This is a genomic window from Comamonas sp. AG1104, from assembly GCF_003350425.1.
Lineage (GTDB): Bacteria > Pseudomonadota > Gammaproteobacteria > Burkholderiales > Burkholderiaceae_C > Comamonas > Comamonas testosteroni.
On sequence record NZ_QQAS01000003.1, the window covers coordinates 125,990 to 149,527 of the forward strand.

Annotated in this window: 23 protein-coding genes and 1 pseudogene; 10 read left to right on the plus strand and 14 right to left on the minus strand. The window is 57.6% G+C overall.

The features are described 5' to 3' along the window. Positions 1–47 precede the first annotated feature (47 nt). The 3 genes and pseudogenes from DFO48_RS09100 to DFO48_RS09110 all read right to left on the minus strand — a co-directional run bounded on the left by DFO48_RS09100 (position 48) and on the right by DFO48_RS09110 (position 3,554). On the minus strand, positions 48–980 hold the full coding sequence (locus tag DFO48_RS09100; RefSeq protein ID WP_114863187.1) for a hypothetical protein: 933 nt from the start codon (positions 978–980) through the stop codon (positions 48–50). A 46-nt stretch (positions 981–1,026) separates the two neighbouring features. After that, positions 1,027–2,415, minus strand: coding sequence for a diguanylate cyclase (locus DFO48_RS09105; protein ID WP_114863188.1), 1,389 nt, complete (start codon positions 2,413–2,415; stop codon positions 1,027–1,029). Positions 2,416–3,024: 609 nt separating this feature from the next. Further along, positions 3,025–3,554, minus strand: a pseudogene (locus DFO48_RS09110) (DUF3455 domain-containing protein). 26 nt (positions 3,555–3,580) lie between these two features. On the opposite strand from DFO48_RS09110, the gene DFO48_RS09115 reads away from it, so the two are divergent. Both DFO48_RS09115 and DFO48_RS09120 read left to right on the plus strand, forming a co-directional pair. Continuing rightward, positions 3,581–3,874, plus strand: coding sequence for an ABC transporter permease subunit (locus tag DFO48_RS09115; RefSeq protein WP_233506360.1), 294 nt, complete (start codon positions 3,581–3,583; stop codon positions 3,872–3,874). Between the two features lie 387 nt (positions 3,875–4,261). After that, positions 4,262–4,855 (plus strand): HD family hydrolase, encoded by a 594-nt coding sequence (locus DFO48_RS09120; RefSeq protein WP_114863189.1) that lies wholly within the window; start codon positions 4,262–4,264, stop codon positions 4,853–4,855. Positions 4,856–5,368: 513 nt separating this feature from the next. On the opposite strand, the gene DFO48_RS09125 is transcribed toward DFO48_RS09120, so the two are convergent. The 3 genes from DFO48_RS09125 to DFO48_RS09135 all read right to left on the minus strand — a co-directional run bounded on the left by DFO48_RS09125 (position 5,369) and on the right by DFO48_RS09135 (position 7,497). Continuing rightward, complete coding sequence (locus tag DFO48_RS09125) at positions 5,369–6,286, minus strand: nitroreductase (RefSeq protein WP_114863190.1); 918 nt, start codon at positions 6,284–6,286, stop codon at positions 5,369–5,371. A 214-nt stretch (positions 6,287–6,500) separates the two neighbouring features. Continuing rightward, complete coding sequence (locus DFO48_RS09130; RefSeq protein WP_114863191.1) at positions 6,501–6,785, minus strand: hypothetical protein; 285 nt, start codon at positions 6,783–6,785, stop codon at positions 6,501–6,503. 394 nt (positions 6,786–7,179) lie between these two features. After that, the gene (locus tag DFO48_RS09135) at positions 7,180–7,497 is read right to left on the minus strand and encodes a winged helix-turn-helix domain-containing protein (protein WP_003075313.1); all 318 of its coding nucleotides are present in this window, start codon (positions 7,495–7,497) and stop codon (positions 7,180–7,182) included. Between the two features lie 677 nt (positions 7,498–8,174). Here DFO48_RS09135 and DFO48_RS09140 point away from each other — a divergent pair. Next, on the plus strand, positions 8,175–8,636 hold the full coding sequence (locus tag DFO48_RS09140; RefSeq protein WP_003075311.1) for a cupin domain-containing protein: 462 nt from the start codon (positions 8,175–8,177) through the stop codon (positions 8,634–8,636). Positions 8,637–8,819: 183 nt separating this feature from the next. Beyond that, on the plus strand, positions 8,820–9,125 hold the full coding sequence (locus DFO48_RS09145) for a heavy-metal-associated domain-containing protein (RefSeq protein ID WP_114863192.1): 306 nt from the start codon (positions 8,820–8,822) through the stop codon (positions 9,123–9,125). A gap of 273 nt (positions 9,126–9,398) precedes the next feature. Here the strand turns inward: DFO48_RS09145 and DFO48_RS09150 are convergent, their stop codons facing one another. Then, positions 9,399–10,631, minus strand: a complete 1,233-nt coding sequence (locus DFO48_RS09150) for a DUF4382 domain-containing protein (protein WP_114863193.1) — start codon at positions 10,629–10,631, stop codon at positions 9,399–9,401. Between the two features lie 200 nt (positions 10,632–10,831). Between DFO48_RS09150 and DFO48_RS25130 the strand changes: the two genes are divergently transcribed. After that, positions 10,832–11,086 (plus strand): hypothetical protein, encoded by a 255-nt coding sequence (locus DFO48_RS25130; RefSeq protein WP_147282732.1) that lies wholly within the window; start codon positions 10,832–10,834, stop codon positions 11,084–11,086. A gap of 435 nt (positions 11,087–11,521) precedes the next feature. On the opposite strand, the gene DFO48_RS09155 is transcribed toward DFO48_RS25130, so the two are convergent. The 4 genes from DFO48_RS09155 to DFO48_RS09170 form a co-directional block, all read right to left on the minus strand. After that, entirely contained in the window at positions 11,522–11,905 is a 384-nt protein-coding gene (locus tag DFO48_RS09155) for a DUF6713 family protein (protein WP_114863194.1), read from the minus strand. Positions 11,906–12,312: 407 nt separating this feature from the next. Continuing rightward, complete coding sequence (locus tag DFO48_RS09160) at positions 12,313–12,834, minus strand: universal stress protein (RefSeq protein ID WP_114863195.1); 522 nt, start codon at positions 12,832–12,834, stop codon at positions 12,313–12,315. Beyond that, the gene (locus DFO48_RS09165) at positions 12,831–13,805 is read right to left on the minus strand and encodes a TerC family protein (RefSeq protein ID WP_114863196.1); all 975 of its coding nucleotides are present in this window, start codon (positions 13,803–13,805) and stop codon (positions 12,831–12,833) included. Before DFO48_RS09165 ends, DFO48_RS09160 begins: the two co-directional genes overlap by 4 nt. A gap of 147 nt (positions 13,806–13,952) precedes the next feature. Continuing rightward, positions 13,953–14,465, minus strand: coding sequence for a universal stress protein (locus tag DFO48_RS09170; RefSeq protein WP_114863197.1), 513 nt, complete (start codon positions 14,463–14,465; stop codon positions 13,953–13,955). Positions 14,466–14,662: 197 nt separating this feature from the next. Here DFO48_RS09170 and DFO48_RS09175 point away from each other — a divergent pair, with 197 nt between their 5' ends. The 3 genes from DFO48_RS09175 to DFO48_RS09185 all read left to right on the plus strand — a co-directional run bounded on the left by DFO48_RS09175 (position 14,663) and on the right by DFO48_RS09185 (position 18,129). After that, positions 14,663–15,547 carry a LysR family transcriptional regulator gene (locus DFO48_RS09175; protein WP_114863198.1) on the plus strand — a complete coding sequence of 295 codons (885 nt, stop codon included), beginning with the start codon at positions 14,663–14,665 and terminating at the stop codon, positions 15,545–15,547. A 202-nt stretch (positions 15,548–15,749) separates the two neighbouring features. Further along, a complete protein-coding gene (locus DFO48_RS09180) occupies positions 15,750–17,315 on the plus strand; it encodes a sensor domain-containing diguanylate cyclase (protein WP_003075293.1) in 1,566 nt (521 codons plus the stop codon). Positions 17,316–17,760: 445 nt separating this feature from the next. Further along, a complete protein-coding gene (locus tag DFO48_RS09185) occupies positions 17,761–18,129 on the plus strand; it encodes a DUF1428 domain-containing protein (RefSeq protein WP_114863199.1) in 369 nt (122 codons plus the stop codon). 591 nt (positions 18,130–18,720) lie between these two features. Here the strand turns inward: DFO48_RS09185 and ychF are convergent. From ychF to DFO48_RS09200, 3 genes are all read right to left on the minus strand, one after another. Beyond that, on the minus strand, positions 18,721–19,818 hold the full coding sequence (gene ychF / locus DFO48_RS09190; protein WP_003075290.1) for a redox-regulated ATPase YchF: 1,098 nt from the start codon (positions 19,816–19,818) through the stop codon (positions 18,721–18,723). 274 nt (positions 19,819–20,092) lie between these two features. After that, complete coding sequence (locus tag DFO48_RS09195; RefSeq protein ID WP_114863200.1) at positions 20,093–20,416, minus strand: hypothetical protein; 324 nt, start codon at positions 20,414–20,416, stop codon at positions 20,093–20,095. 107 nt (positions 20,417–20,523) lie between these two features. Then, positions 20,524–21,411: an MOSC domain-containing protein gene (locus DFO48_RS09200; RefSeq protein ID WP_003075286.1), complete on the minus strand. Its 888-nt coding sequence runs from the start codon at positions 21,409–21,411 to the stop codon at positions 20,524–20,526. Between the two features lie 163 nt (positions 21,412–21,574). Between DFO48_RS09200 and DFO48_RS09205 the strand changes: the two genes are divergently transcribed. Further along, on the plus strand, positions 21,575–22,702 hold the full coding sequence (locus DFO48_RS09205; protein WP_199406973.1) for an FAD-dependent monooxygenase: 1,128 nt from the start codon (positions 21,575–21,577) through the stop codon (positions 22,700–22,702). A 128-nt stretch (positions 22,703–22,830) separates the two neighbouring features. Next, the gene (locus DFO48_RS09210; protein WP_003071046.1) at positions 22,831–23,538 is read left to right on the plus strand and encodes a DsbC family protein; all 708 of its coding nucleotides are present in this window, start codon (positions 22,831–22,833) and stop codon (positions 23,536–23,538) included.

Consider the following 23,538-nt stretch of genomic DNA (forward strand, 5'->3'; position numbering starts at 1 on the left):
GTCGCCGCAGTGAAAACAGTCCTCCATTCACAGCAGGGATCAGGCAGTCAATGACTTCTGGCCAGCGGCAGCTTGTTGCCCGCGATGGCGCGCTCCAGCATCACATTGCGTCGGAAACGGAACAGCTTGGCCGGGCGGCCCGCACCTACGGCCGTCATCTGGCCGGTTTCCTCAACCAGCGCCTGCTGCTCGATCAGGCGCCGGAAGTTCTGCTTGTGCAGACCGCGCCCGGCCAGCGCCTCCACCGTCTGCTGCAGCTGCAGCAGCGAGAATTCCTCGGGCATCAGCTCGAACACCACGGGCCGATATTTGATCTTGGCGCGCAAGCGAGCCATGCCGGTGGCAAGAATGCGGCGGTGGTCGTTGCTCATGGCAGCACCGGGCAGCAGTGAAGTGGCAGCATCGCCCTCTCCCCAGGCTTCGGGTACCACGGCGGCCTCGAACAGCAGCTCGTAGCGCTGCAGAACCAGCTCCTCGTTCCATTCGTGCTCATCCAGGCCAAAAGTCATTGAAGCTCTTTGCCAGCGCGCACTTCTAGCCACACTATCTGAAGCAGCTTCGCTCCAGGCATGCAGCGCTGGCGCAATGCGCTCGGCAATCACGCCGGGCATACCGTCGCGCCAGTCCTCCCAGGGAAAGTAGCGGTACCAGTCCTGCCAGCCCGGCTGTGCGGCGCCGACCTCGTCCAGTTCCTGCGTCAGCGCCAGATAGCTGATGGAGATGACATGCATGCCAAGCTGCTGCGAGCGCTCCCGGTCTGCAAAGGTGTAGAGCTGCTCCACAAAGCCCAGAGGATGGTGGGTCTGTTTCTCCACCCAGGCACGCAGGCTGGCCTGCAGCGAGCGGTGGTTACTGGTAAAAGGCCCGGCAGGCAGGGCACGCCCGGCCCCGGTGGTCAGGATACGGGGCTGGCCACCCGTGACGGCAACCAGCACTGCCACCAGATCGGCCTGCACGGAATGCAGTTCGGAATTGTTCAAACCACTCAAAAGCTATGAAGACGAGGACAGGGAGGAAGAGCAAATTCTACGGTGAGGCAGCCCCTGTCCACGGCTTATCCGGACTCTTCCCCGAAAAGGTCAAGGAATCGCCCTGCGCCAGCAGCTCTGGGGCTTGCACCAAAGGCATGTTCATCGACCCCGTGGCGATGGCCACCTGATTGCGCCCCCTATGCTTGGCCCTGTAGAGCGCCGCATCTGCGCGCTTGAGCAGATCGTCCTCGGTTTCGCCCGGCTCCCAGAGCCCGACCCCCAAAGAGATGGTAAAACGCCCTACCTCAGGATCCGCGCATTCCTCCACGGCACAGCGAATGCGCTCTGCCAAGCCTGCGGCCACACCGAGGCTGGCATCCGAGAGGACGATCAGGAACTCCTCCCCGCCCCAGCGCACGGCATGGTCATAGCGACGAACCTTGCCGGAAAGCACATGTGCCACCATCTTGAGCACACGATCTCCGGCCACATGACCAAAGCGGTCGTTGACCTGCTTGAAAAGATCGATATCGCCCAATATCACGCCATAAGGTCGCAGCTGATTCTGAGCCTGGAGCTGGTTGCGCTTGAGCTCGGTCTCGCCTGCATGGCGGTTGAGCAAGCCCGTCAGCTTGTCGCGGTTTGCACGCTCACGCAACTCCATCTCTCGCTGCACCATGCGACTTATGTCCTTGGATGCCCCTACATAGTGGCTGATCTGCCCTGACTCATCGCGCAGAGCTGCAATGCTTTGCTCGGCGTAATACACGCCGCCGCTTTTGTGACGGTTGATGAAGGTGGCGCGAAAATTGTGGCCAAGACTCAATGCTTCCTGCAACTGGGCATAGAACTCGGGCTCATGCAGGCCCGAGCGCAGCATCTCGGTGGGCTTGCCAAGCAGTTCCGCCGCGCTGTAGCCCGTGAGAGCTTCAAAAGCCTGGTTGACGAAGACGATGGTGGAGTCGCGATCCGTGATCAAGATTCCGTCATTGGCCGCATTCAATGCCCTGGCGAGCAGCGCGCGCTCCTGCTCGGCCTGCACACGCTCCGAAATATCGCGCTGCACCGCCACAAAATGCCGAATGACACCCTTCTCATCACGCACGGGGGAAATATTCCACTCCACGTGGTAGGTGCTGCCGTCCTTGCGGTAGTTCAGCACACTGCCCTGAAATGACAGGCCTTGATGCAGACAGTCACGCAAACGCTGCAATACCAGTTGATCCGTCAGCAGCCCCTGCAGCATGCGCGGCGAGCGGCCCAGAAGCTCTGCTTCGGTGTATCCGGTCATCTCGCACATGGCCGCATTGCAGTACTCGATGACAGGACCCTCTCCATCCAACCTGGCATCGGTAATCATCACCGCGCAAAAGGACTGAGCCATGGCGATCTCCAGCAACTGGCCGGTGATCGTTCGCTTTGCGATGGCATTGGCACGAATCATGTTTGAAACCTCGAGCGCGCTTGCAGTCGTGAAGGCTCATTATTCGTTACTTTGCGTCACTTGCGTATACCAAAAACACAGCATCTCAGCTTGTCCACGCCGAGCAGCCCCCGGATGTGCGGCCACCAAGCCATCAATCGGATACTTCCGGGCTTTTCCCGCTGGCTGAGCTGCCCGCGTCCGTTCCCATCGCACATCACCCATGGTCAGGGATATCGTCAGGGATACCGATAGCTCAAACCTTGCATATCCGGCCCCAGTGGCGTGCCGCAGCCATTTCCATGATTCCTGGAAGCAGACATCAATGAAAAGGCAGGCCTCAAGGACAAGACCGCTCTGGTGCCCGGCAGTGGCTCCGGCATGGGCCGGGACACGCATCGTGATTGCCGAAATCAAGCCTAGCAGGCCATTGCCGCAGGCGAGTCCATGCAAAGTGCCGGAATTGAGGCTCTGGCTACCCTGGGCGGTTGAGCCACGAGATCCATGGGCACGCCCGCCACAGGACCTGCGTGGGGACGCCCCCCCAAGCCAAAGCACCTCGCGCACCAGGCTGAGAAAAGGCGCAACGTCCCGGCCTCTGACAGGGAAGGCACGCCACAGGGCTCTCTGTCAGGCTGCTTTCCAGAAAATATGGTCGGCCTGATACTGCACGATTTGCTTGCTGCCCAGATTCGCGGCTCCGCAGGCCATGCTCGGCGCGACGCCCCCTTGGTTGCCACACGCTGGATATAGGTCACACCCTGCATGGCTCCCATGCCGGTGGCAGGATTGGCCTTGACCAGTTGCACAGGGATATTGCCCGCCCCGGCAGGAGCCACGGCAAGCTGCGTGGCAGTGACCTTGGAGTCGTCGCTATTTTCCCAAGTCGCTGGCGGCCCCCAGTATTTGCCGATGACCGTACCGCTTCGCGTTTGCAGCTTGGCATTGGGGCCTACATACACCCGTTCGTGCTCGGCTGCCATGTCCCTTTTGGCCCGGCACTCATCGGTAACCAGGCCAACACCCACGGTCTCCATGGCCACTTTATGTCCTGCGGGCACTTGCACGGAAACCGGAAGTTCGGCTTGTGAATACATGGAGTGAGAGCCCGTGGATGAGCAAGCGCTCAGGCCAAGCGCGGATAGGCACAGAGCGATCAGCGAAAGTGTGTGCCGGTCTACCGCTCATGGTCAAACCTTATCAAGCCGCTTTTGCAGAGATTGATGAATCACTGCGCGAAGTGGCGGCGACGCTGGGTGCACGACCTTGGCAGGTGATCATGAAGATCGAGTTGCCGCAGGCTCGGCTCGGCATTCTGGCCGTACTGGTGCTGGCATCCGGCCGTGCAATGGGGGAAGTCGGTGTTTCGCTGATGTTGGGGGCAATATCAGCGGTCGTACCGAGACGCTGTCGCTGGCTGTCTACAACCATGTCCTGGGGTCGGAGACGGATTGTGCTAACGCTCTGTCCTTGGTTCTGACCGGAGTTGCAGCGCTGGCCTTCTTTCTGCTTCGGAGGTTCGAGAGCCCAACCGTGAGAACGGATTGATCCCTTTGCTCCATTCACGGCAAGCGGCCCTGCATGGGCGACCTGCTGAACCACTTTGAGCCTGCAACGTCTTTCGCATGCACCGACTATCTGTGCCAGCGATAGCTGAACAGTCAGCAGGTCATGATCGACTGCGTTCGGCCAGAGGCAACTGGTGCATGGCTCTGCGTGGCTTGCCACTCAAAGCTAGACGCAGTCAGGGCGAGCGCAGCTGCGCTCTCGACAAGCGCGAATGCGCGTCTCCTGGCCTCCCTGACTTTTCAGCAGGAGTTTTCGACATGCGACGACCGAGAGCATATGGGTCTTTATAGAATCGGGCATGGATATCGACAAGATCAAGGGCCGCCTGGCCTTTCTGCAAGAAGCGGAAAAGCTCAAGAGCGTGCTCCGAAGCGCACACACGTCGACAGGCAGGACGGAGAGCACCGCCGAACATACTTGGCGCCTGTGCCTGATGGCGATGACATTCGAGGACGAACTGGCCGGCATGGACATGCTCAAGTTGCTGAAAATGTGCCTTGTGCATGATTTGGGCGAAGCGATTCACGGTGACATTCCTGCCATCGAGAAAGACCAGTACCCTGACAAAAGCGAGCAGGAAAAGGCCGACCTACTGCATCTCACACGCTCTCTCGATAAGTCGCACCAGGCCGAGATCCTCTCGCTTTGGCAGGAGTATGAGGATGCCGCATCGCCCGAAGCCAAAGCCGTGAAGGCACTGGACAAGCTGGAGACCATTCTTCAGCACAATCAAGGAATCAATCCGGCCGACTTCGACTACGGGTTCAATCTGACCTACGGTCAGAAGCACACCAGTGCCGAACCTCTGTTTTCATTGGTGCGCGAAATCCTCGACGAAGGCACACGCCAGAAAATGGCCGAAGCCTCCCGCGATCCTGACCAGTCGCTCTAGGCCGCCGTCACGCGACTGCCGGCTAGGCATTTCTTGTCTGAGAGTGATTGTTGCAAAGCAGCCCTTGGTCGTCGCCATTGAGTTGCGGCATGGTGCCCGGGTGAACAACCGCATGCAAAAGTCGATCTTTCAGATCGATACGGAATCGACGACCCCACCAGCTGGAATGGTCTGGCTGCTCCCCAAAACCTGCCTCTTCGATTTTTCATAAGGCCTCGGTCGAGCACAGCCCCAGCTTGAAACCGGAAGCTTGCGGCCGCAAACCTCAGCCTCTGGACAGATATGCAGCGGCAACATCGAACCGAAACAGCCGCAGCACTCCTCCCTGGCAAACGCATGATTTCTTGGGGCTTCGAGCCGTCAGTCGAAGTAGGACCTGAGGCCAGCCTTCGGGCCGCGCTGCCCCTGGCCTGCTCAAGCGTGTCGGTCATCTCCTTGCGCAAACTTGGCCCGACAAGAGCAGCGCTTGCCGCTTACCTGCCGACAGCATGTCGCCTGAAGGAGTCGCATAACTTAGCGTGGGGCCCGTGATTCAGAGATTGCATTGCTGGCGGCCGAATCAGGGCCGATCTGGCTTTTCGCAGGTGTCTCAACACTCGGCTCACCGGAATGCCAGAAAGCTCTCACAGTATCGAGCATGACTGGCTTGCGCTGCGGCGGCGCTGCCGTGATGCTGCCGAGGCTGATGAATCCGGCCAGATACTCGGTTGACTCGACCCCCAGCTCAGAGCAAAGCAAAACGTCGAAGCAGCGCTCGCCGCTGAGCATGATGGCTCCAAAGCCGAGTTGATGCGCCGCATTCAGCAGGTTGCCCAGTGCTGAGCCGGCTGCCAGCCATTGCTCACGCTCCGGCACTCTCATGCGCAGCTTGGGCGATATGATGAAAGCGAGCAAAGTCGGACTGCGTGTGGCGTGCTCACGCGCACGCCTGAGGTCCTCACCGGAGGCGAGAGGGTCGCGGCGCAATTTCTCCTGTTCGAATAAATCCGCCAGACGCGCTCGAGAATCCGAGGCAAACACCAGTACACGCCAAGGATGTAGACCACCATGGTCTGGTGCTCTCAACGCCGCCTCGATCATCAGGTCGATCTCCTGACTATCCGCTCCAGGTGCCTCAAGTCGCTTCGGTGAGACGGAGCGTCGATCCAGAAGAGGAGCAATTGCCTTTCTGCTGTTGGAAACCGCAAATACATGCTTGAGGGTGGAGATGGCCTCCGACAAGCCTTGAGCCCAGACAACGACCTTCTCGCCTTCAGTCGTGAACCCCCGAAAGACTGTCCCGGTTTTCACAAGACAACAGCCGTACTCGCGTTCGGCTTCTGCCACGGCTTTCTTCAACTGCGCTTGAGAGATTTGGCATGCAATTGCTGCTGCCGCCCAGTCCTGCTCCCGATGGAGGGCCAGCAGGTAGGAAATGTGATCTTGCTTCACTAAAGCCCTCTACTAAACATGATCGTCGCGAAGTAAGAACAAGGCATTGGTTATTCGAACCAGCTTATGAACGGTGATATGGGCAAGCCGTGTTCGTCATGTCTTTGCACATAGAACGCACATCTTCTTGATTCAATGTCTGCTCTTGCAAAGCTGCGCCCCTGCCTGCACAAATCTTTTCGGGGAAGATGTGGTGTTCAGGAAGATGTGGTGTTCAGTCTGCAGTCCCTGAATATCGAACCAGCGGACGCAGCATGGGTTTGAGCGGATCAGGCGTGTTGTCCAACTCGGACAGCGCATCCGCCTGTTCATACAAAGCGGCAGTCACGCCTGGTGAGTACGCCTGGTGCAGGTTGGCCACTTCAAGGCGGGTATACAGAGCAGACGCGATGGCCTTGCGGTGCTCAGGCCGCTCGAGGTGGAGCCCCCAGATTGACTCCTCCAACAGGATTTCCAGCACTTGCAGCCGCTCTTCAACGCTGAGCTTTTCGCTTCCCATATAGGTCTCAATTCACATAGGCACAAGAGTTCGGGAGGCAGTGGCAGATGCAAGCAGGAAGAGCCGCTGCGCGCCAACCAGACGAAGTCTGCCATGCCAGCCTCGCTATATTCGAGTATATATTACGAAGAGATGAGCCCCCCATTGAATAATGGTGGTTGAAAATCTGCATCACTGCTTGCTCATGCTTTGCGAGAAGCGGACCAGCGTTTCTGACGGAATTGATGCGATGCATTCAGCGCCCTGCACCCGTGGTGACGGGGAGGTGCTGGGCGATGAAGTTCGTACTTGAGCTCCTGCGCGAAGTTCAATGTCATGAGGGATCCTTTGCACTACGCCACTGCGGGCCACGCAGCATTCCGCATGCGTACAGGTGCTTGTGCCTCCAGCCTGCCTAGCTGCTGTGGACCAAGGCGACCAGCTTGTCCAGATCTGCTTTACATGCCCTGAGAGCATGTTGCTCGATGCGCCTGTACAGGGCAATCACCAGGTGCCCCGTTTCAGTGAGCTCCGTACCACCTCCATGAGAGCCTCCCGTCGACGTGATCACCGCCGGCTTATTCAGCGCATGATTGACTCCATCGACCAGCAACCAGGCACGGCGGTAGGACATGCCCAGGGATTTGGCGGCCGCAGCAATGGATTTGGTTTCGTTGATGGTCTCCAGGAGTTCGATTTTTCCAGGGCCGATGGCAATGATGTCGCCGGCCATAACACGCATGCGCAGCTTCACTTCCGGTGAAGCGAGATTAGAGCGTGAAGGTGTATTGGACATGTGGTTTGAAAGCGCAAGATGTGAAGTTACTGAAGGCTCAGCGTAACCACGTCGCCTGGGCGGAGCTATTCCGGCACAACACGAATTATGACGATGGCTGAGCCTCAGGTCCGAAGCATCAACGTAGTCAACAGGCTCGGTTCATATGGTCTCAGTGCCAAAAGCCGCTGAACATCGAGGCTGAATGCGCGGCAATAGACCCTCGGCTCTTTTGCGGGAGATATGCGGCAGCCGCAAAACGTGTCGTCGTTGTCAATCGATTCTGCGATCTGCTGGCTCCAGGGCCTCACTCCATATCGGAGCCAGTGATGCCGCATGCCAGAGCAAATTGCTGGTTCTGCAACCTCGAGCTTGGCAACCATGCCTTACCTCTGGCGCCCCTTGGCCCCTGATTGCCAAGAGCCGGAAACGACCATGAGCTGCGTACACAGACATTAGCTTCAGCATTGGCTTGGCTTGCCAACCCAATCTGCCTGCAATAGGCTTTGATACCTCCTGTCAATATCTGTGAAGTGCGCATGACGGATCATCACAACCCAATTCAGGAGGCTCGTCCCTGATGGCGCGTGCGATGTCAGCGGCGGTGTGCATGGGTCGCGCGCAAGGAGACTCTGATGTCTCATTTCTCGTTCGCTCGCTCGGCCAGCCTCGTCGCGCTGGCAATGATTCCTATGGCATCCTGGGCCATTCACGGCGCCGAAGGTGTCGAGTGGGGAGCACCGCCTCCGGTTCTCGCCAAAGGGGCCAAATTCGCGGTACTCCTGGGTGACCCCAATCAACCCGGCCCCTATGTGGTGCGTCTGTCCGTGCCTGCCGGCTATCGCGTCTTGCCGCATTGGCACAGCCAAGCCGAGAACGTGACTGTCATCTCGGGCACGGTCATGATCGGGATGGGCGACAAGTGGGACTCGAAGGCACTCAAAGTCCAAAAAGCCGGCAGCTTCGGATCGATTCCGGCCAAGACCAATCACTTCGCCATGTTCAAGGTTCCAACAGTGATCCAGATCCACGGGGAAGGCCCATTCGACCTGAACTACGTCGATCCGGCAGATGACCCGCAGAAGGCATACAAGTAAACCCAAGTTGCACTCCCAGCGTGCTCTCGGCGGGGCCGCTGGCGTGCTCCCCGCGCAGACCAAGCGCATCAAGAACAGGTTGGCAGATGACATCGTTCCCGGTCAGTTCGTAGGTACAAGGCATTTGACATTCTCATGATGTCAGGGTTGAGACTTGACTCAAAACCTTGAAAGGAGCATGCAATGACTGTTTTTCGTGTGACCGATATGACATGCGGTGGCTGCGCGGGGCGCATCAAACGATCAATTGTGGCCATGGATGACAAGGCCTATATAAAGTTTGAGCTTAAGGAGCAAACCGTGCTTATCTCAGGAACCGCATCTGACGCCGAGTTTGCAGAGGCCATCCAGGATGCGGGGTATACGCCTGAGCTGATTGAACCGACCTCCGCCCTGGCAGGCAATGCAGGCCCAGATACTGCTCGATGCAAATGCCGGGCGGCACATCCCGGTGTTTCATGCAGCGGTGGCGATGATGCACCCTCATGAGCTTCGACGACGGCTAGGTCAATGAGGAGACCGATTGAGGCAAGGATCTCGCCAGAGCGACCGGTTCACTCCCTGAAGTGCTGGTGCATCCATCGTTCTCCTCATAACCCCCGACTCTTCATACTGCGATTGCAACCCCGGTGATCTTCGATGGATGAAATGAAAGCGGCCTAAAAGGCCAGGCTTTCATTTTGGGAAGCAGGCGACAGCACGATCTGGGCATGGATACGGAATGCCACGAGCAGCATTTCGGTCCATTGCCCAGTTTTTTCCTCAAGGTGCCAGAACCAGATCCTTGGTGGTCACACTGTTGGCGATTGTCAGCGTCACGGCTGGCGCAGTGGTCTGAGTGGTGTAGCCGGCAGCGCTGCCCAATATGTTGTACTTGCCAGCGGCAGCAGTATCTGCAGTAAACACCAACGGCCCGCTTGCGACGTAAGGTGCCTTGTTGGGCGCCACCAATGGCAGATTCAGGCTGTAGTTTGCATTGGCGGGATCAACCAGAGTCCAAGCAGCATCGAGCCTTTGACCTGCGCTTAGCACTTGCTGGGCATTCACCTCAGCATCTGTCAAAGGCGTATTGGATGTGTTTGTCACCTTGCCCGTAACAGTCGCCGAAGCAGACGCAGGCAGTGGAATGGGGGCCGTCGATGCGTTGAGCGTGGTCGTACCAGCAGCGATCGAGACAGGAACGCCAGTCACTGCGGCGGTGGTCAGGTTCTGGCCTGCAACGACGACGGTATAGTTGGTGTTCTCCGGCAGATATGCCAGCACGAACTTGCCTGTAGTGGCGTTGGGCACGGTGGCGCGCAAATTGTTGTCCGGGTCACGCGTGGACACCACGACGCTGGAGGCCAGAGCAGGATCCACATAGCCCACAATTGCTGTCGTCAATCGCTTGATGACGGCCACCACGGGTTTGAGGTTGTAGTTGCCCGAGTTACCTGCCTTGACAATGGACTTGCAGGCATCGAAGTCCAGAACCATATCGGCGACCTGGCCGCCGGTGACATTGAAATTGGCCTTCAGCTTGAAGCCGCTTTGTTGGCCGCTGGGAGTGGTCAGTGCGATCTCGTTGGTCGAACCCGATAGCACCAGTGCATTGGCCAACGGATTGGCAGATGTCGGGTTGGAAGGATTGTCAGCCAGCACCAAGCGGATCTGCTGGTAGTTGCCGGCCGGCAGCGGCAACGAACCCAATTCCTGCAGTACCCCATTGGTCAAACCGAGCAGGTCGATGCGTTGGGCTGGAATCGTCAACTCGCTCCAGCCAGAATCGATGGTACCTGCCGTAGCGCTCTGATGCACACGGATTTTGGTGACAGTGACATAGACATGGTCGTAGCCGCACGCCGGAGCGTCGGTCATGGCCAGCTTGAGCGTGCCTTGCTGTGGGGAGCTATCGCCTCCACCACCGCCGCCACATGCTGCCAGGCCGGCAGCAATCAAACCCAGCCCAGCCCAGCACAGGGCTTTGGCAGAGCGAAATCCATGCAAGTTACTCATACGGTACCTTTTTGAAAACAAAGACAGCGCAATGCTAGGAGTGCCCTTGGATACAGTGTTACGACTCGTAGAACGCGGCATTAAAGCCGGTCTCTGAGCAGATCCGATCATGCTCTACCTTCGGTAACAAAGCCATTGAAACCTGCCTCCATCTGCCACAGTCATCGCCGAAAATAGGACTTGGCCGAGGTGATCCAGGTATGGGTTCCATCAAGGCTCGGATACCAAGCCTGCATTGCCGCCCTCGAGCAATCATTGATAGAGAAATACAGACCAAAGCCATGCTGCGCAGCAAATTCGGAACACTGCTGGTGATCAGTGCTGCACTTTCTTGTGCGGCAGGATTTGCTCTGGATGCCCAGGGCAGCATCGCGAACCTTGAGCTTTGGATAGCTTTGGCAGTCCTGCTGCTCCTCAGCGGTGCAGTCCTGATCGCCTTGGGACAGAACGACTAGCCCCTTGAGGCCGAACAACGCTGTTGCCAGCATCAATCGCGACGGCCAGTTCCAGGCCCTGAGCAAAAGAAATGGTGACGTCGCCGAGATCCCTCCAATCATTCTCAGGACCTCCCTGCAGCTCTCGGCGACATGCGTCAGATCGAAAGGATTTCTATGAAAAAAGTGCTAGCGCTGGTCGCCACCGCTTTGCTGCTCAGCGGCTGTGTCGTGTATCCGAACGGCTACTACGACGACGGATACAGAAAGCCTCATCCTCATGGGTGCCCCCCTGGGCAAGCCAAGAAAGGCAACTGCTAGCGCTGAACCTCGCTGTGTTCAGCCCATAAGCACTTGCAGATATGAATCCATCTGATTGACTGTCAGTTGCCCGCCATGGAGCCACTGTCGACGCCGGTTGACTGCCGGCACCGGCCGGGATCAGGCGGTCACGAACTAAGGCAGTTTTTCTAGACGACGCAGAGCCACCAGTTGCCATATCGACAGAATGAATGTAGCCAGCATCAGCGCAATCGACATGGGCTGAATGAACGACTCGCTGCCTTGGAAGAAGAAAAACGCGTGAATGCCTATGGTCAAAAGGCCGAGACAGGCCAAGAGCTTGTAGAAAGGCAAGCCGGTTTTCATGTTGGCGACAACCCGGCTGTGCGAGTACATGACCAATCCAATGATTGGAATATTGAGGAGCAGGTTGATTTGATTGCCGCCAGGAATGAGGAACAGCTCCCATTCATGCCAATAGGCTGCGTCGATTTGATGCGTGATCAGGATGGTGGCATTTGCCAGAAAGAGAAGGCGAAGGCGGTCTTGCATCGGCATTGACAATTCTTCTGTCTATTTTGTGGACATAAAGACTACCCTGGCCGGGCTGTTCAACCAATTCAATCGGGGATAGCCTCTCACGATCAAGAGCGATCGGTCATGAGCATTTGCGGACTGTTCGGACTGGACTTGAGCAAGTGACTTGACGACTTGACGCAGGCTGCGCCCCATGCAGTCAACGTGAACACCCGAACCAGCCATTGCACCCAAACCCGTCAGATCCGGCCACGGGAAGACTGCACAGGCCGGGCATTCACTGCCGCAACCAATCCACAAGATTTCGATTGCCGGTGCCTGCTTGGTATCCACTTTCACCAGTCAAGCATCGCCGGTCCGCTGAATGCGTCAGCTCTGCACGAATGCAGGCAGTCTGTTGCGTCAGCCAACTCCATGCACATCTTGACTCAACGTACGATCAAAACCGGCATCTGTGCCAAGCGCAAGACCTTGCAAGTCACAGACCCGAGCAATACGGCTTCTGCTGCCGTGAGCCCGTGGGAGCCGATGCAAATACCGAAGCAGCCAAGAGTTTCAGCCAAGCCCACGATAGCGATTGCATCATCACCCATGACGACGTGAAGGCGCCAGGTGATAAGGGTGGCCGATTCTGCAAGCGCTCGGCGCGCCATGGCCGTGGCTGCCCAGCCGTATCGACCCAACTCGGTCTCCGCAGCCTCTTTGCTCAACCAGGGCTGCACATTCACGAGGTCAAGCATGCTCCCTTGCCCCATTGCCACCAAATGGGCACCCACGGCAACAGCACGCGAAGAGCACGCGGAGCCGTCCACTGCCACCAGCCAACGCTCGCCGCCGGTGTTCGCACGGTTGCACTCGCCTTTCCACGTCAACGAAATCAGCCTGCCAAGACTATCGCGCCGCTCGAGATCAGGCGCAGGTATGAGTGCAGGCATCGCTGCATTGCTCATAAAACACTCCTCGAAGATTTTCGGTCTGAGAGCTTCACGCTAAGCAGCACGGAAATCAGGACAATCGAGCCAACAATGAGTAGCGACCAATGCACGGGCATATGAAACCAGGGCATCATCAGCATCTTGCCGCCGATGTAGATCAATACCAGAGCAAGGCCGTACTTGAGCAGATGGAAGCGTTCGGCCATGTCGGCCAGCAGGAAGTACAGCGCCCTCAAACCCAGGATCGCGAAGATATTGGATGTAAAGACGATAAATGGGTCGGTGGTGACAGCAAAGATGGCCGGAATACTATCCACGGCAAAGACCAGGTCACTCGCCTCAATCATCAGAAGCACCAAGAACATCGGTGTTGCATGAAGCAATCCATCGACGCGTACGAAAAACGACTGGCCATGAAAGCCTGGCGCTATACGCATATGGCAGCGCAACCAGCGTAGCAGTGGATTCCTTTCCAAATCAGGCTTTTGCTCAGCCATGATCAGCATCTTGCCGCCCGTGACCACGAGCAGCAGCCCAAAAACGTAGAGCACCCACTCAAACTCGGAAACGAGCCAGATTCCGCCAAGAATCATTGCTGCCCGCATCACGATCGCTCCAAGAACCCCATACAGCAGCACGCGTCTCTGCAACTCTGGCGGGACAGCGAAGTAGGTAAAGATCATCACGAAGACGAACATGTTGTCTACCGACAATGCCTGCTCGATGAGGTAGCCGGTAAAGAATTCAAGTGCCTTGCGATTGGCAATTTCACGACCTGCGGTAGCGTCCAAATACCACCATAGCAACGCGCCGAATGTCGTGGCAAGAGCCATCCAGGTGGCAGTCCAGCTGGCAGCCTCCTTGGCCGATACGCGGTGAGCCCTGTTTCCACCGAGGACAAATAGATCCAGGCCCAGCATGATGAGCACAAAGACAATGAAGCCGACCCACATTGGGCCAGTTGCCAGGGTTTCGATGTTTTGCATGAAATGGCCCCAAGCGTTTGCTTCTTTTGCCTTGAGATGCTGCTTGCACCATGAGCCGCTGACATGCCCCGGTAAACCGCAGAGACAAGGTGAAACAACAGCGTAGCGAGGGTGGAACGAGCGGCTCTCAACGTAGCTGTTGAGTTCTCAACTGGAAGCCATCCATAGAGCCACAATGCCCGCTCCGGCACCGACTCCCGCGGGAATACCAATGCGCTCCAGCTTCGAGGCGGGCTCGCCCGGGATCAGCTCTACAGGCACGCCGGTTCGCTCCAGCACCTGATTCATCACTGAATTTTCGACAAGACGTACCAAGGAGCTCTTTCGTGCCGTGCTCATGACAATCAGGTCGCAATGAAGCCTGCGCGCAACATCCACAATGCAGTCAACCTTGTTGCCGACTTCCGAGTGGACAGCGTATGGAATACCGGCAGCATCCAGCATTTGTCGAGTAGTTAAGAGCGCCGACTCCGTCTGCTCATGATGAAACTCCATCCGGTCACTCCTGCTTGAGTAATCGGCGATGAGTTTCGAGAATGGCGGCTGCACGTTCAGGAGATGAATCTCCAGATCTTCGCTCTTCCTGAACTCGTCGATCACGTGACGTATTGCAAACAACGAATTAGCTGATCCGTCTGACGGGACAAGAACTCTCAGCATGGTGCTTCTCCTTTGAGGTGAGCTGCTTGGTGCAGTGACTCTCCTGAGTGAATCCTCGTTCAAAGACTGCTTGCGCCTTCTGATTCGAAGGTTCTTTGCAGAGCACTTCTCCCTGCCCCGGACAGCACCAACAATAGCGATGCAGCAATTTAATAAAAGCAGATAATTCGGAAGCAATAGCTCCGAAAAGCCGAACAATGAGCCATGGCTTCAGTTACAGGCACCTTTACTATTTTTGGGTTGTCGCCAAAGAAGGAGGCATGGCCCGTGCTGCCGAGCGCCTGGGCATGGCTGTACAAACAGTTAGTACCCAGGTTCGTGAGCTGGAGCGGTCACTGGGCTATGCACTGCTCAAACCTGCAGGGCGAGGCGTTGTCCTGACAGACGCAGGACTTGCCGCCATGCGACAGGCAGAGCAAATCTTCCAGCTAGGGGAGCAGCTGCCTGCGGTAGTGCGTGACGCAGTGGGCATGCCGACCATGCGGTTGATCGTCGGCATCGCCGACGAGTTGCCTGAGCTGGCGGTACGAAGCCTGATGCAACCTGTGATGCAGGAGCCTCATCTTCGACTTTTGTGCTTGGTTGACGAATTCGAGGATTTGCTGGGCGACCTGGCTTTGCATCGACTCGATGTCGTTCTTGCCGACCGGGCCGCCCCTCCAAACCCCAACCTGAAGGTCTATAGCCACTCTCTGGGCTCATCCCCATTGGCCTGGTACGCACCTGCATCCTTGTTTGCAGCAGCTCGGCAAGACTTTCCGCAGTCTCTGGCCAAAGTTCCCGTACTTCTGCCAACGGCCCATGCGGCAGTGCGCGCAAGGCTTGATCAGTGGTTTGAACGCGAATCCATCAAACCGCATGTCATAGGCGAGTTCGAGGACAGTGCATTGCTCAAGACGTTTGGAGCAGCTGGCATGGGTGTCTTTCCAATGGCCAGCTTGGTTCACGAAGACTTGACGACCCGATATGAGGTGAAGCGTTTGGGCGATTGCGAGGGTGTGGAAGAACACTTCTTCGCGATTGGTGCAAGCCGGAAGGTGCTACATCCTCTGGTGCAAAAGCTATTTTCGACCAGAGGCTAGATCTCCTCGTGAAGCAAGCGCTCAGCACTGTCGGCGAATCGAGGTGCAGTGAAGTGCGCGCCTGCGATCAAAACCGTCTATGGCCGAAATCCCCAAGAGCCATCAAAGCAGACTGTTGTGAAATGTGAAGAAAGCGCTGTGCTGACTTATTCAAGCACAATCTTTACAAGTTCGATATCACCAGCGCAGGTGCTTAGACAATATGAAATCAACTCATTGGTTTGCTATTGATCGCAGTCACTTCTCCAACATCTCCTATGCAATGCTCTTCGTGGCTGGAGCAATTGCGCTCTCGATGGCTGCGATCTGCGCAGCAGCTCTTTATCAAAGTCGGCTGGACACGATGAAGCACGCGGTGGAGACATCGCGTAATGTGGCGCTTCTCGCCGAAAATGACGTAGTTCGAAATCTCGAACTCTATGCGCTGTCATTGCAGGCCGTGATTGATGGATTGAACGATCCTGAAGTGATGGCGGCATCGCCGCACCTGCGCGAAGTTGCCTTGTTCGACAAAGCTGCGACTGCATCCTATTTGGGATCAATTCTGGTCTTGGATACCGAGGGAAACATTGCCATCGATGCACGAAAAGTCAACCCAGGCAATGTCAACTTCTCCGGCCATGATTTCTTCACCGTGCATCGAGAAAATTCCGGCAAAGGACTATTTGTGGGAGACCCATACGCATCGCCGCTACATGGCGGCGCCTTGAGCATTCCCCTGAGCCGTCGGCTTTCTCATGCAGACGGCTCTTTTGCAGGCGTAGTGCTGATCGATGTCCAGCTTGAATATTTCAGAAAACTATTTTCCGGGCTGTCGCTGGGTGAGAATGGATCGCTTGCATTGATAAGAAAAGATGGCGCGATGATGATGCGCCAACCCTTTGATGCCAAGGTCATAGGGCGCAATATACGAAACGCAAGCACATTCAAGCGGTTCATTGCTGAGCCTGAGGGCAGCTTTTCAGATATCTCCTACCTTGATGGCACTCATCGCCTGTACTACTTCAAGAATCTTCCGAGCTTGCCGTTCATTATCATGGTCGCGAAAGCGCACTCCGATATCTTCACGGCTTGGCGACAACGTGCACTGATCATTGCCTGTCTGATGGGGGTGCTCACAGCAGCCTTTATCGGCTTGTCCTTTGCTTTCGTGACACAGCTCAAGCGACGAATACGCGCCGAGTCGGAGCTGGCCTTGCTAGCTCGTACCGATGGGCTGACGGGCTTGAACAACCGCCGCAGACTCGACGAAATGTTGGATCAGGAATGGCACAGAGCAAGACGAAACCATAGTATTTTTTCATTGCTATTCGTCGATATTGACAGGTTCAAGGTCTACAACGACACATACGGACACCAAGCTGGGGATGACGTCATCGCAACCATAGCCAAATGCATAGGTGACAGTATTCGCAGGCCAGGAGATATCGCAGCTCGTTATGGAGGCGAGGAGTTCATTGTTGTTTTGCCGGATACATCTCTAGAGGGCGCTTCATGCCTTGCAGAAAGCATCCGCGCTGCCGTTTCGCAACTCTGTGTTGAGCACTCCGGAAGCGAATTCGGCTACATCACAGTCAGCATTGGTTGCGCGGCATGGGAGCCAGAACACGATGCAGATGTAGCCTCGGTGATCCGTTCGGCCGATGAGGCGCTGTACAAGGCCAAGACGACAGGTCGCAACAAAGTTGTTGTATTCACCAAAAGTCCGACACAGCGAGCTGCAGACTTTCGGGACACAACGCAAAGCCATAGCCAGTCCCTGATCTGAATCTGTCATGGAGGCTGCACCGGTGCTGGTGCTCGATAGACACAAGAAAGAATGACGAAAGGTTGCAATGCCGCTCAACAATGTCGGCTTTCCCTGGCAGCAGCAAAGGCTGCAACGGATTTTGCCGACGGCCAGAAGCTGTCTGTCACAAACTTCAGCTTCTGCGCTGGTGAACTGCCTTACGATCAACGCGAAAACTGCCACTACGTTCCCAGCGAGCCAATCGACCGACATCAAGTTGAGGAGCAGGATGCATGCACATTGACTGGTCAGATTCCCGGTCGCCACAGACAATGTTGAAAGGCCATGCTCAGCCTTGATTGCTGGAGCGTGATCTGCGAGTTCAAGGGGTCCAGGCTGAGAGCATTTCAGCCACCGGCTCTATGGGCATAGTGAATGCGGCGCCAGCTCCGCATCTAACGGTCAATTCAGCAGGAGTGAAGAGATGTCATATATCGATGGTTTCGTGATCGCTGTCCCCACCGCCAACAAGCAGAAGTTCATTGAGCACGCGCGCAAGCTCGACCCGATATTCATCGAGCTGGGCGCAATCAGGGTGATCGAGGCTTGGGGAGATGACGTCCCCGATGGAAAAGTCACCGACTTCCGCCGCTCGGTTCAGGCCACTGCCGAGGAGACAGTGGCTTTTTCATGGGTCGAATGGCCGGACAAGGCCACGCGCGACGCAGCCATGAAGAAGATGATGGAAGACCCGCGCATGGACCCATCCGCCCCCGGCAACCCGCCCATGCCCTTCGACGGCAAGCGCATGATCTTTGGGGGTTTCGAGCAGGTCGTCGAAGTGACGCCCTGAGGGCTGATGTTCAGCTCATTGAGCTGTCAGGTTCAAACCCAGGCGACATCACCCTCTCACCCAGTTGCTTGATGCCGTGCAGCCTGGTCTTTACCTAGCTGCGCTGGCGATCCCCGCGCCAGCCATGGCATGCCTTGCGTCCAAAGCGCCTGCATGCGGCAGTCGCTCTCATTGCGATGCACATAAAGACATCGCCTTTGCGCATCCGGGCATGATGGGTGTGGCGGGGCAGCATGCAGGGGCTGTGCGTCATGAGCTCCATGAGATGTGACGGTCAACCGCAACGCCGTGCGTTGTGCCTGCAATCGCGGCAGTACCGCCGGCCCGGGAATTTGAGTCCGGTGGACTCAGCAAGCAGAAGCTTGCCTACCCTGGCTGGATTGATGCGCTGCCTTGTACTGCATCCAGTTGGGCTCGATAGCGGGGCTGGACTGCTGGGAGCTGTGCCCAGTATCCAGACCTGCCTGTCGCCGCGACACTGATTGATTCAACAATGCCGCCGCAAGCCTCTGCCAGATGCGCCCTTCAATGACGGTAGCACCTGGGCACAAACGGGCATCCATATGTGGCCAGAGTGCATGTCAATCGTGCTTATTTGGGAGAGAACAGGAAGTTCATCACATCGCCGTCCCTGACGATGTACTCCTTGCCTTCGGCGCGCATCTTGCCGGCATCCTTGGCACCTTGCTCGCCCTTGAAAGCGACGAAGTCTTCAAAGGCAATGGTCTGGGCACGAATGAAACCGCGCTCGAAGTCACCGTGAATCACGCCCGCGGCCTGGGGAGCCGTAGCGCCGACACGCACAGTCCAGGCACGCACTTCCTTTTCACCGGCGGTGAAATAGGTCTGCAGGCCCAGCAGCTTGAAGCCTGCACGGATCAGGCGGTTCAGGCCAGGCTCTTCCAGGCCCAGCTCCTGCAGGAACATATCGCGGTCTTCGTCTTCCATCTCGGCCATTTCGGCCTCGATCTTGGCGCAGATGGCCACCACGGGGGCGCCCTGAGCTTCTGCATATTCCTTGAGACGATCCAGAAAAGGATTGTTTTCAAAGCCGTCTTCGGACACGTTGCCCACAAACATGGCGGGCTTGGCAGTGATCAGGCAGAAAGGCTTGAGCAGGGGCGCATCTTCCTTGGACACCGACACCACACGGGCGGGCTTGCCTTCATTCAGGGCTGCCTGAATGGGAGTCAGCAGTGCCACCAGCTTGGCGGCTTCCTTGTCGTTACCGGACTTGGCGGCCTTGCTGTAGCGGTTCAAAGCCTTTTCCACCGTGGCCAGATCGGCCAGGCACAACTCAGTCTGGATGACTTCGATGTCGGAAATCGGGTCCACCTTGCCGGCCACGTGAATCACGTTGGGATCTTCAAAGCAGCGCACCACGTTGACGATGGCATCGGTTTCGCGGATATGGGCCAGGAACTGGTTGCCCAGTCCTTCGCCCTTGGAAGCACCGGCCACCAGGCCGGCGATGTCCACGAACTCCACGATCGCGGGAACGATGCGCTCGGGCTTGACGATCTCGGAGAGCTGATCCAGACGCGGATCGGGCACTTCCACCACGCCGGTGTTGGGCTCGATCGTGCAGAAGGGATAGTTCTCGGCGGCGATGCCGGCCTTGGTCAGCGCGTTGAAAAGAGTGGACTTGCCCACGTTGGGCAGGCCCACGATGCCGCATTTGAGGCTCATGGAAATTCCTTATGTATCAATGCACTACCCGGCACCACACCCATGTGGCGGAAGTGCCCGATCCGCATCGTCGCGAATCCGGTTCTTTTGAAGCGTGACCCATAGGCACTCTGTTCACTCAGAGTTTCGTCCCGGTTTGGCCACGGAAAGCCCCCGATTGTAATGACCCGGCAATCTCTGCTCATCTGCGGTAGATTGCGCCGCCGTTCCGGCCAGAAAGCAAAAAAGCCTGCGTAAAGACAGGCTTGGGAGAAAAAGTCCGGGATATGTCGGATCAATCAGCGGTCAACGCCGGCGAACTCTGTCGCATCGGGCCAAACAGTTGCTCCAGCCCGGCAGTCTCCTGCAGCCGTCGGAACTGGGATTGCGGACTGCACAGATATTTGGTCATGCAGGGAGTCTGACAGTTGCGCATCAAGGCTGGCACCTTCTGGGCAAACTCCAGCACCCAGTCTCCAGCCTCACAGCCAATATGGCCATGACCGTCCGGCAGACAGAAATCGCTGTCGGGTGCACGAAAAGTCAGGCGAGCGATCTTTCCGGCAAAAGCACTGCTGCCGGTGAGAACCACGAAATCGCCAGATTTGAATTCAGCCATGCCGCCCTCCCCTCGTTGCTGTTGCCAATGCCCTTATTGGACACTGGTTCTGCTGCATCACCATTACAGGGATGCCCCAAGTCTTTGAGGGTCAAAGGCCTACACCCTCAATCAAAGCGCAGATTGCCCGCCAGTTGCTGACCCACAGCCAGCTCTGCTGCAGCATCCGCAGCGTCCGGAAGACCCATCACTATGGCATTCATACCAAAAGTAATAGCACCATCCACACGCGGATCTTGGCGATAGCTGGAAATTGAATCTCCCACTGCCGTGCCGGGTACGGCGGTGTCGGGGTCTATATCGGGAATCGGGCAGCGCGTACAGGGCTTGCAGGGCAGCAGGCTCAGACCGGGCAACTGGGGCAGATCCAGCTGTTCCACACGATCTTCATCATGGGCCTCGATATCGGCAATCACGATATTCGCACGAAAGCGCCGCGCATCGACAGCAGCCTCGCCAGCCTGCGTCAATCGCTGATTGAGCTCGTCCACGGCCGACTGGCTCAGCAGCAGCAAAGGGTAGCCGTCGGCAAAATGCACCGGAGCGTCGCTATCGCCCACCCAGCGTTCACTGGCCCGGCGCGGTTGCGAACTATCAAAGCGCACCAGATGGCAGTCCTGCGCCAGAGCCCGACTCAGCCAGCTGCGTGCAGGCGCGGCCCATTCACCGAGGTCCCAGGCATCGACCGTATCCTTCCAGACCCGCGCACGGCATTTGCGGCCCTGTACCAGCAAAGGAATCTGCAAACTGTCCATATCCGGAAAATGCAACAGCAAATACTCATCCGTAATCTCGGGCCGGATCAGCGCCATGCGCGGATGACTGCGCTGTGTCAAGAAATCGCCATTGGCATCGACCACCATCCAGTGCCTGTCCCATTGCAGCCCATGGCGCGAGAGCTCGGCCTTCGGTACGGCAATACCAGCGCAGGATTTGACGGGGTAGATCCACAGTTCGGCAATCCGGCCCTGCACGTCATAGGCGGTGTCGGTCATCACATCTCCTTCGATTACGGATTCTTCATCATTTTGCCGCTAATCCCTTGCCTGATATCCGCAGGCCGCTATCAACAACATAGTTGCCCGCAACGGGTGGTCAACGGGCCTGAGGTTTCCTCTATGAGCGCAGGCCCTGTCCGCGCCTCCTACAATGCCGGACATGGCGCAAACCTTTGATGTATGTATTCGTGGAGCCGGCATCGTGGGCCGGACCTTGGCTCTTTTGCTGGCGCGTGAGCGTCTGCGTGTGGCGCTGGTGGCGCCGCCTCAGCCTCGATCCCCGCAACAAAAGGATGTGCGCGCCTATGCGCTCAATGCCAGTTCCAGGGCCGTGCTGCAGTCGTTGCGCTGCTGGCCTGACGACGAGGATGCTACACCCGTGGTCGGCATGCAGGTGTTTGGCGATCTGGACGGCCAGGTCCAGTTCGACGCAGCGTCTCAGGACGTGCCGGCACTGGCCTGGATCGTCGATGTCCCCGCGCTGGAGCAGCGCCTGGCCGAGGCCGTGCGCTATCAACCCCAGGTGGAAATCGTCAAGGAACCGGTGGAGGCCGCACTCACCGCCGTCTGCGAAGGCCGCTCAAGCAGCACGCGCACCGAGTTCGGCGTGGATTTCTCCGTCACACCCTATTCCCAACACGCCATTGCCACCCGGTTGAGCTGTGAGCTGGCGCATGGCGGCATTGCACGCCAGTGGTTCACGCCGGAAGGGATTCTGGCCTTTTTGCCTTTGGGCGGTGCCGAAGGTCACGAAGTGGCCGTTGTCTGGTCGCTGGAACAATCGCTGGTGCCTGACTGGCTGGAAAGCGACGAAGAAAGCTTTACCACTCGCCTGCAGTCCATCAGCCAGGATGCGCTGGGCCGGCTGGAGCTGGTGGCCGAGCGCGCCACCTGGCCTCTGCAGCAGGCCGTGGCCGACCGCTGGTGCGGACCGCTGGACAGGAACAGTCAACAAAGCTGGGTGCTGGCGGGTGACGCCGCCCACAACGTCCACCCGCTGGCCGGCCAGGGTCTGAACCTGGGCCTGGGCGATGTGCAGACTCTGGCACGCATCCTTCAGGAGCGCGACTACTGGCGCAGCCCCGCCGATCTGAAGCTGCTGCGCCAGTACGAGCGTGAGCGCAAGGCATCTCTGGCTCCCATGGGCCTGGCCATGGACGGACTGCAGCAGCTGTTTGCCCGCCCAGAAGTGCCTGTGCAGATGCTGCGCAACTGGGGCATGAAGGGCTTTGAACGCAGCGGCCTGCTCAAGTCCTGGATGGCCAAGCAGGCCATGGGTCTGCTCTGAGAGGCGGGTTCAGGGAACCCTTGGCTCAGTCCTTACTCCAAGCAACAGCCCTGCCGTCCATGCATAGTGGATGGCAGCCTATCTCATTCTTTCCACGCTGCAGCCCGCTGCAGCCCACGACATCTTCCATGAAACTTGTTGCCTGCCTGCTGGCCACCGCCAGCCTGACCTTCGGCCTGAGCGTGCATGCCCAGGATGCCAACCTCAAGAAGACGCTGACCGAGCGCATTCCCCAGCTCGAGAAAATCGACGAGGTGCGCTCCACCCCCATGAGCGGCCTGTACGAAGTGCGCGTGGGCACGGATATCTTCTACACCGATGCCAAGGGCAACTACCTGATTCAGGGCGAGCTGATCGACACCAAGGCGCGCCGCAATCTGACCGAAGACCGCATGACCCAGCTCACGGCCGTGGACTTCAAGCAGTTGCCCATCAAGGACGCCATCACCATCGTGCATGGCAAGGGCGAGCGCAAGATGGCCGTGTTTGAAGACCCGAACTGCGGCTACTGCAAGCGCTTTGAGAAAGACCTGCAGAGCGTGGACAACGTCACCATCTACCTCTTCCTCTACCCCATCCTGAGTCCGGACTCGGCCGAGAAGTCGCGCAATATCTGGTGCGCCAAGGATCAGGCAAAGGCCTGGCATGAGCAGATGCTGAACAGCAAGAACGCGCCAGCCGCCCAGTGCGACCCCGCCGCCATCCAGCGTAATCTGGCTTTCGGCCGCAAGTACAAGATCACCGGCACGCCCACCGTGATCTTCTCCAACAATGTTCGTGTGCCCGGCGCCATCTCGGCTGCCGAGGTCGAAAAGCACCTGGCCGCCGCCAAGTAA

Coding starts and splice junctions, on each gene's coding strand:
- DFO48_RS09105 (WP_114863188.1), bottom strand. CDS start 2,415: ATGATTCGTGCCAATGCCATCGCAAAGCGAACGATCACCGGCCAGTTG.
- DFO48_RS09115 (WP_233506360.1), top strand. CDS start 3,581: ATGGTCAAACCTTATCAAGCCGCTTTTGCAGAGATTGATGAATCACTG.
- DFO48_RS09120 (WP_114863189.1), top strand. CDS start 4,262: ATGGATATCGACAAGATCAAGGGCCGCCTGGCCTTTCTGCAAGAAGCG.
- DFO48_RS09130 (WP_114863191.1), bottom strand. CDS start 6,785: ATGGGAAGCGAAAAGCTCAGCGTTGAAGAGCGGCTGCAAGTGCTGGAA.
- DFO48_RS09135 (WP_003075313.1), bottom strand. CDS start 7,497: ATGGCCGGCGACATCATTGCCATCGGCCCTGGAAAAATCGAACTCCTG.
- DFO48_RS09140 (WP_003075311.1), top strand. CDS start 8,175: ATGTCTCATTTCTCGTTCGCTCGCTCGGCCAGCCTCGTCGCGCTGGCA.
- DFO48_RS09145 (WP_114863192.1), top strand. CDS start 8,820: ATGACTGTTTTTCGTGTGACCGATATGACATGCGGTGGCTGCGCGGGG.
- DFO48_RS09150 (WP_114863193.1), bottom strand. CDS start 10,631: ATGAGTAACTTGCATGGATTTCGCTCTGCCAAAGCCCTGTGCTGGGCT.
- DFO48_RS25130 (WP_147282732.1), top strand. CDS start 10,832: ATGGGTTCCATCAAGGCTCGGATACCAAGCCTGCATTGCCGCCCTCGA.
- DFO48_RS09155 (WP_114863194.1), bottom strand. CDS start 11,905: ATGCCGATGCAAGACCGCCTTCGCCTTCTCTTTCTGGCAAATGCCACC.
- DFO48_RS09160 (WP_114863195.1), bottom strand. CDS start 12,834: ATGAGCAATGCAGCGATGCCTGCACTCATACCTGCGCCTGATCTCGAG.
- DFO48_RS09165 (WP_114863196.1), bottom strand. CDS start 13,805: ATGCAAAACATCGAAACCCTGGCAACTGGCCCAATGTGGGTCGGCTTC.
- DFO48_RS09170 (WP_114863197.1), bottom strand. CDS start 14,465: ATGCTGAGAGTTCTTGTCCCGTCAGACGGATCAGCTAATTCGTTGTTT.
- DFO48_RS09175 (WP_114863198.1), top strand. CDS start 14,663: ATGAGCCATGGCTTCAGTTACAGGCACCTTTACTATTTTTGGGTTGTC.
- DFO48_RS09180 (WP_003075293.1), top strand. CDS start 15,750: ATGAAATCAACTCATTGGTTTGCTATTGATCGCAGTCACTTCTCCAAC.
- DFO48_RS09185 (WP_114863199.1), top strand. CDS start 17,761: ATGTCATATATCGATGGTTTCGTGATCGCTGTCCCCACCGCCAACAAG.
- ychF (WP_003075290.1), bottom strand. CDS start 19,818: ATGAGCCTCAAATGCGGCATCGTGGGCCTGCCCAACGTGGGCAAGTCC.
- DFO48_RS09195 (WP_114863200.1), bottom strand. CDS start 20,416: ATGGCTGAATTCAAATCTGGCGATTTCGTGGTTCTCACCGGCAGCAGT.
- DFO48_RS09200 (WP_003075286.1), bottom strand. CDS start 21,411: ATGACCGACACCGCCTATGACGTGCAGGGCCGGATTGCCGAACTGTGG.
- DFO48_RS09205 (WP_199406973.1), top strand. CDS start 21,575: ATGGCGCAAACCTTTGATGTATGTATTCGTGGAGCCGGCATCGTGGGC.
- DFO48_RS09210 (WP_003071046.1), top strand. CDS start 22,831: ATGAAACTTGTTGCCTGCCTGCTGGCCACCGCCAGCCTGACCTTCGGC.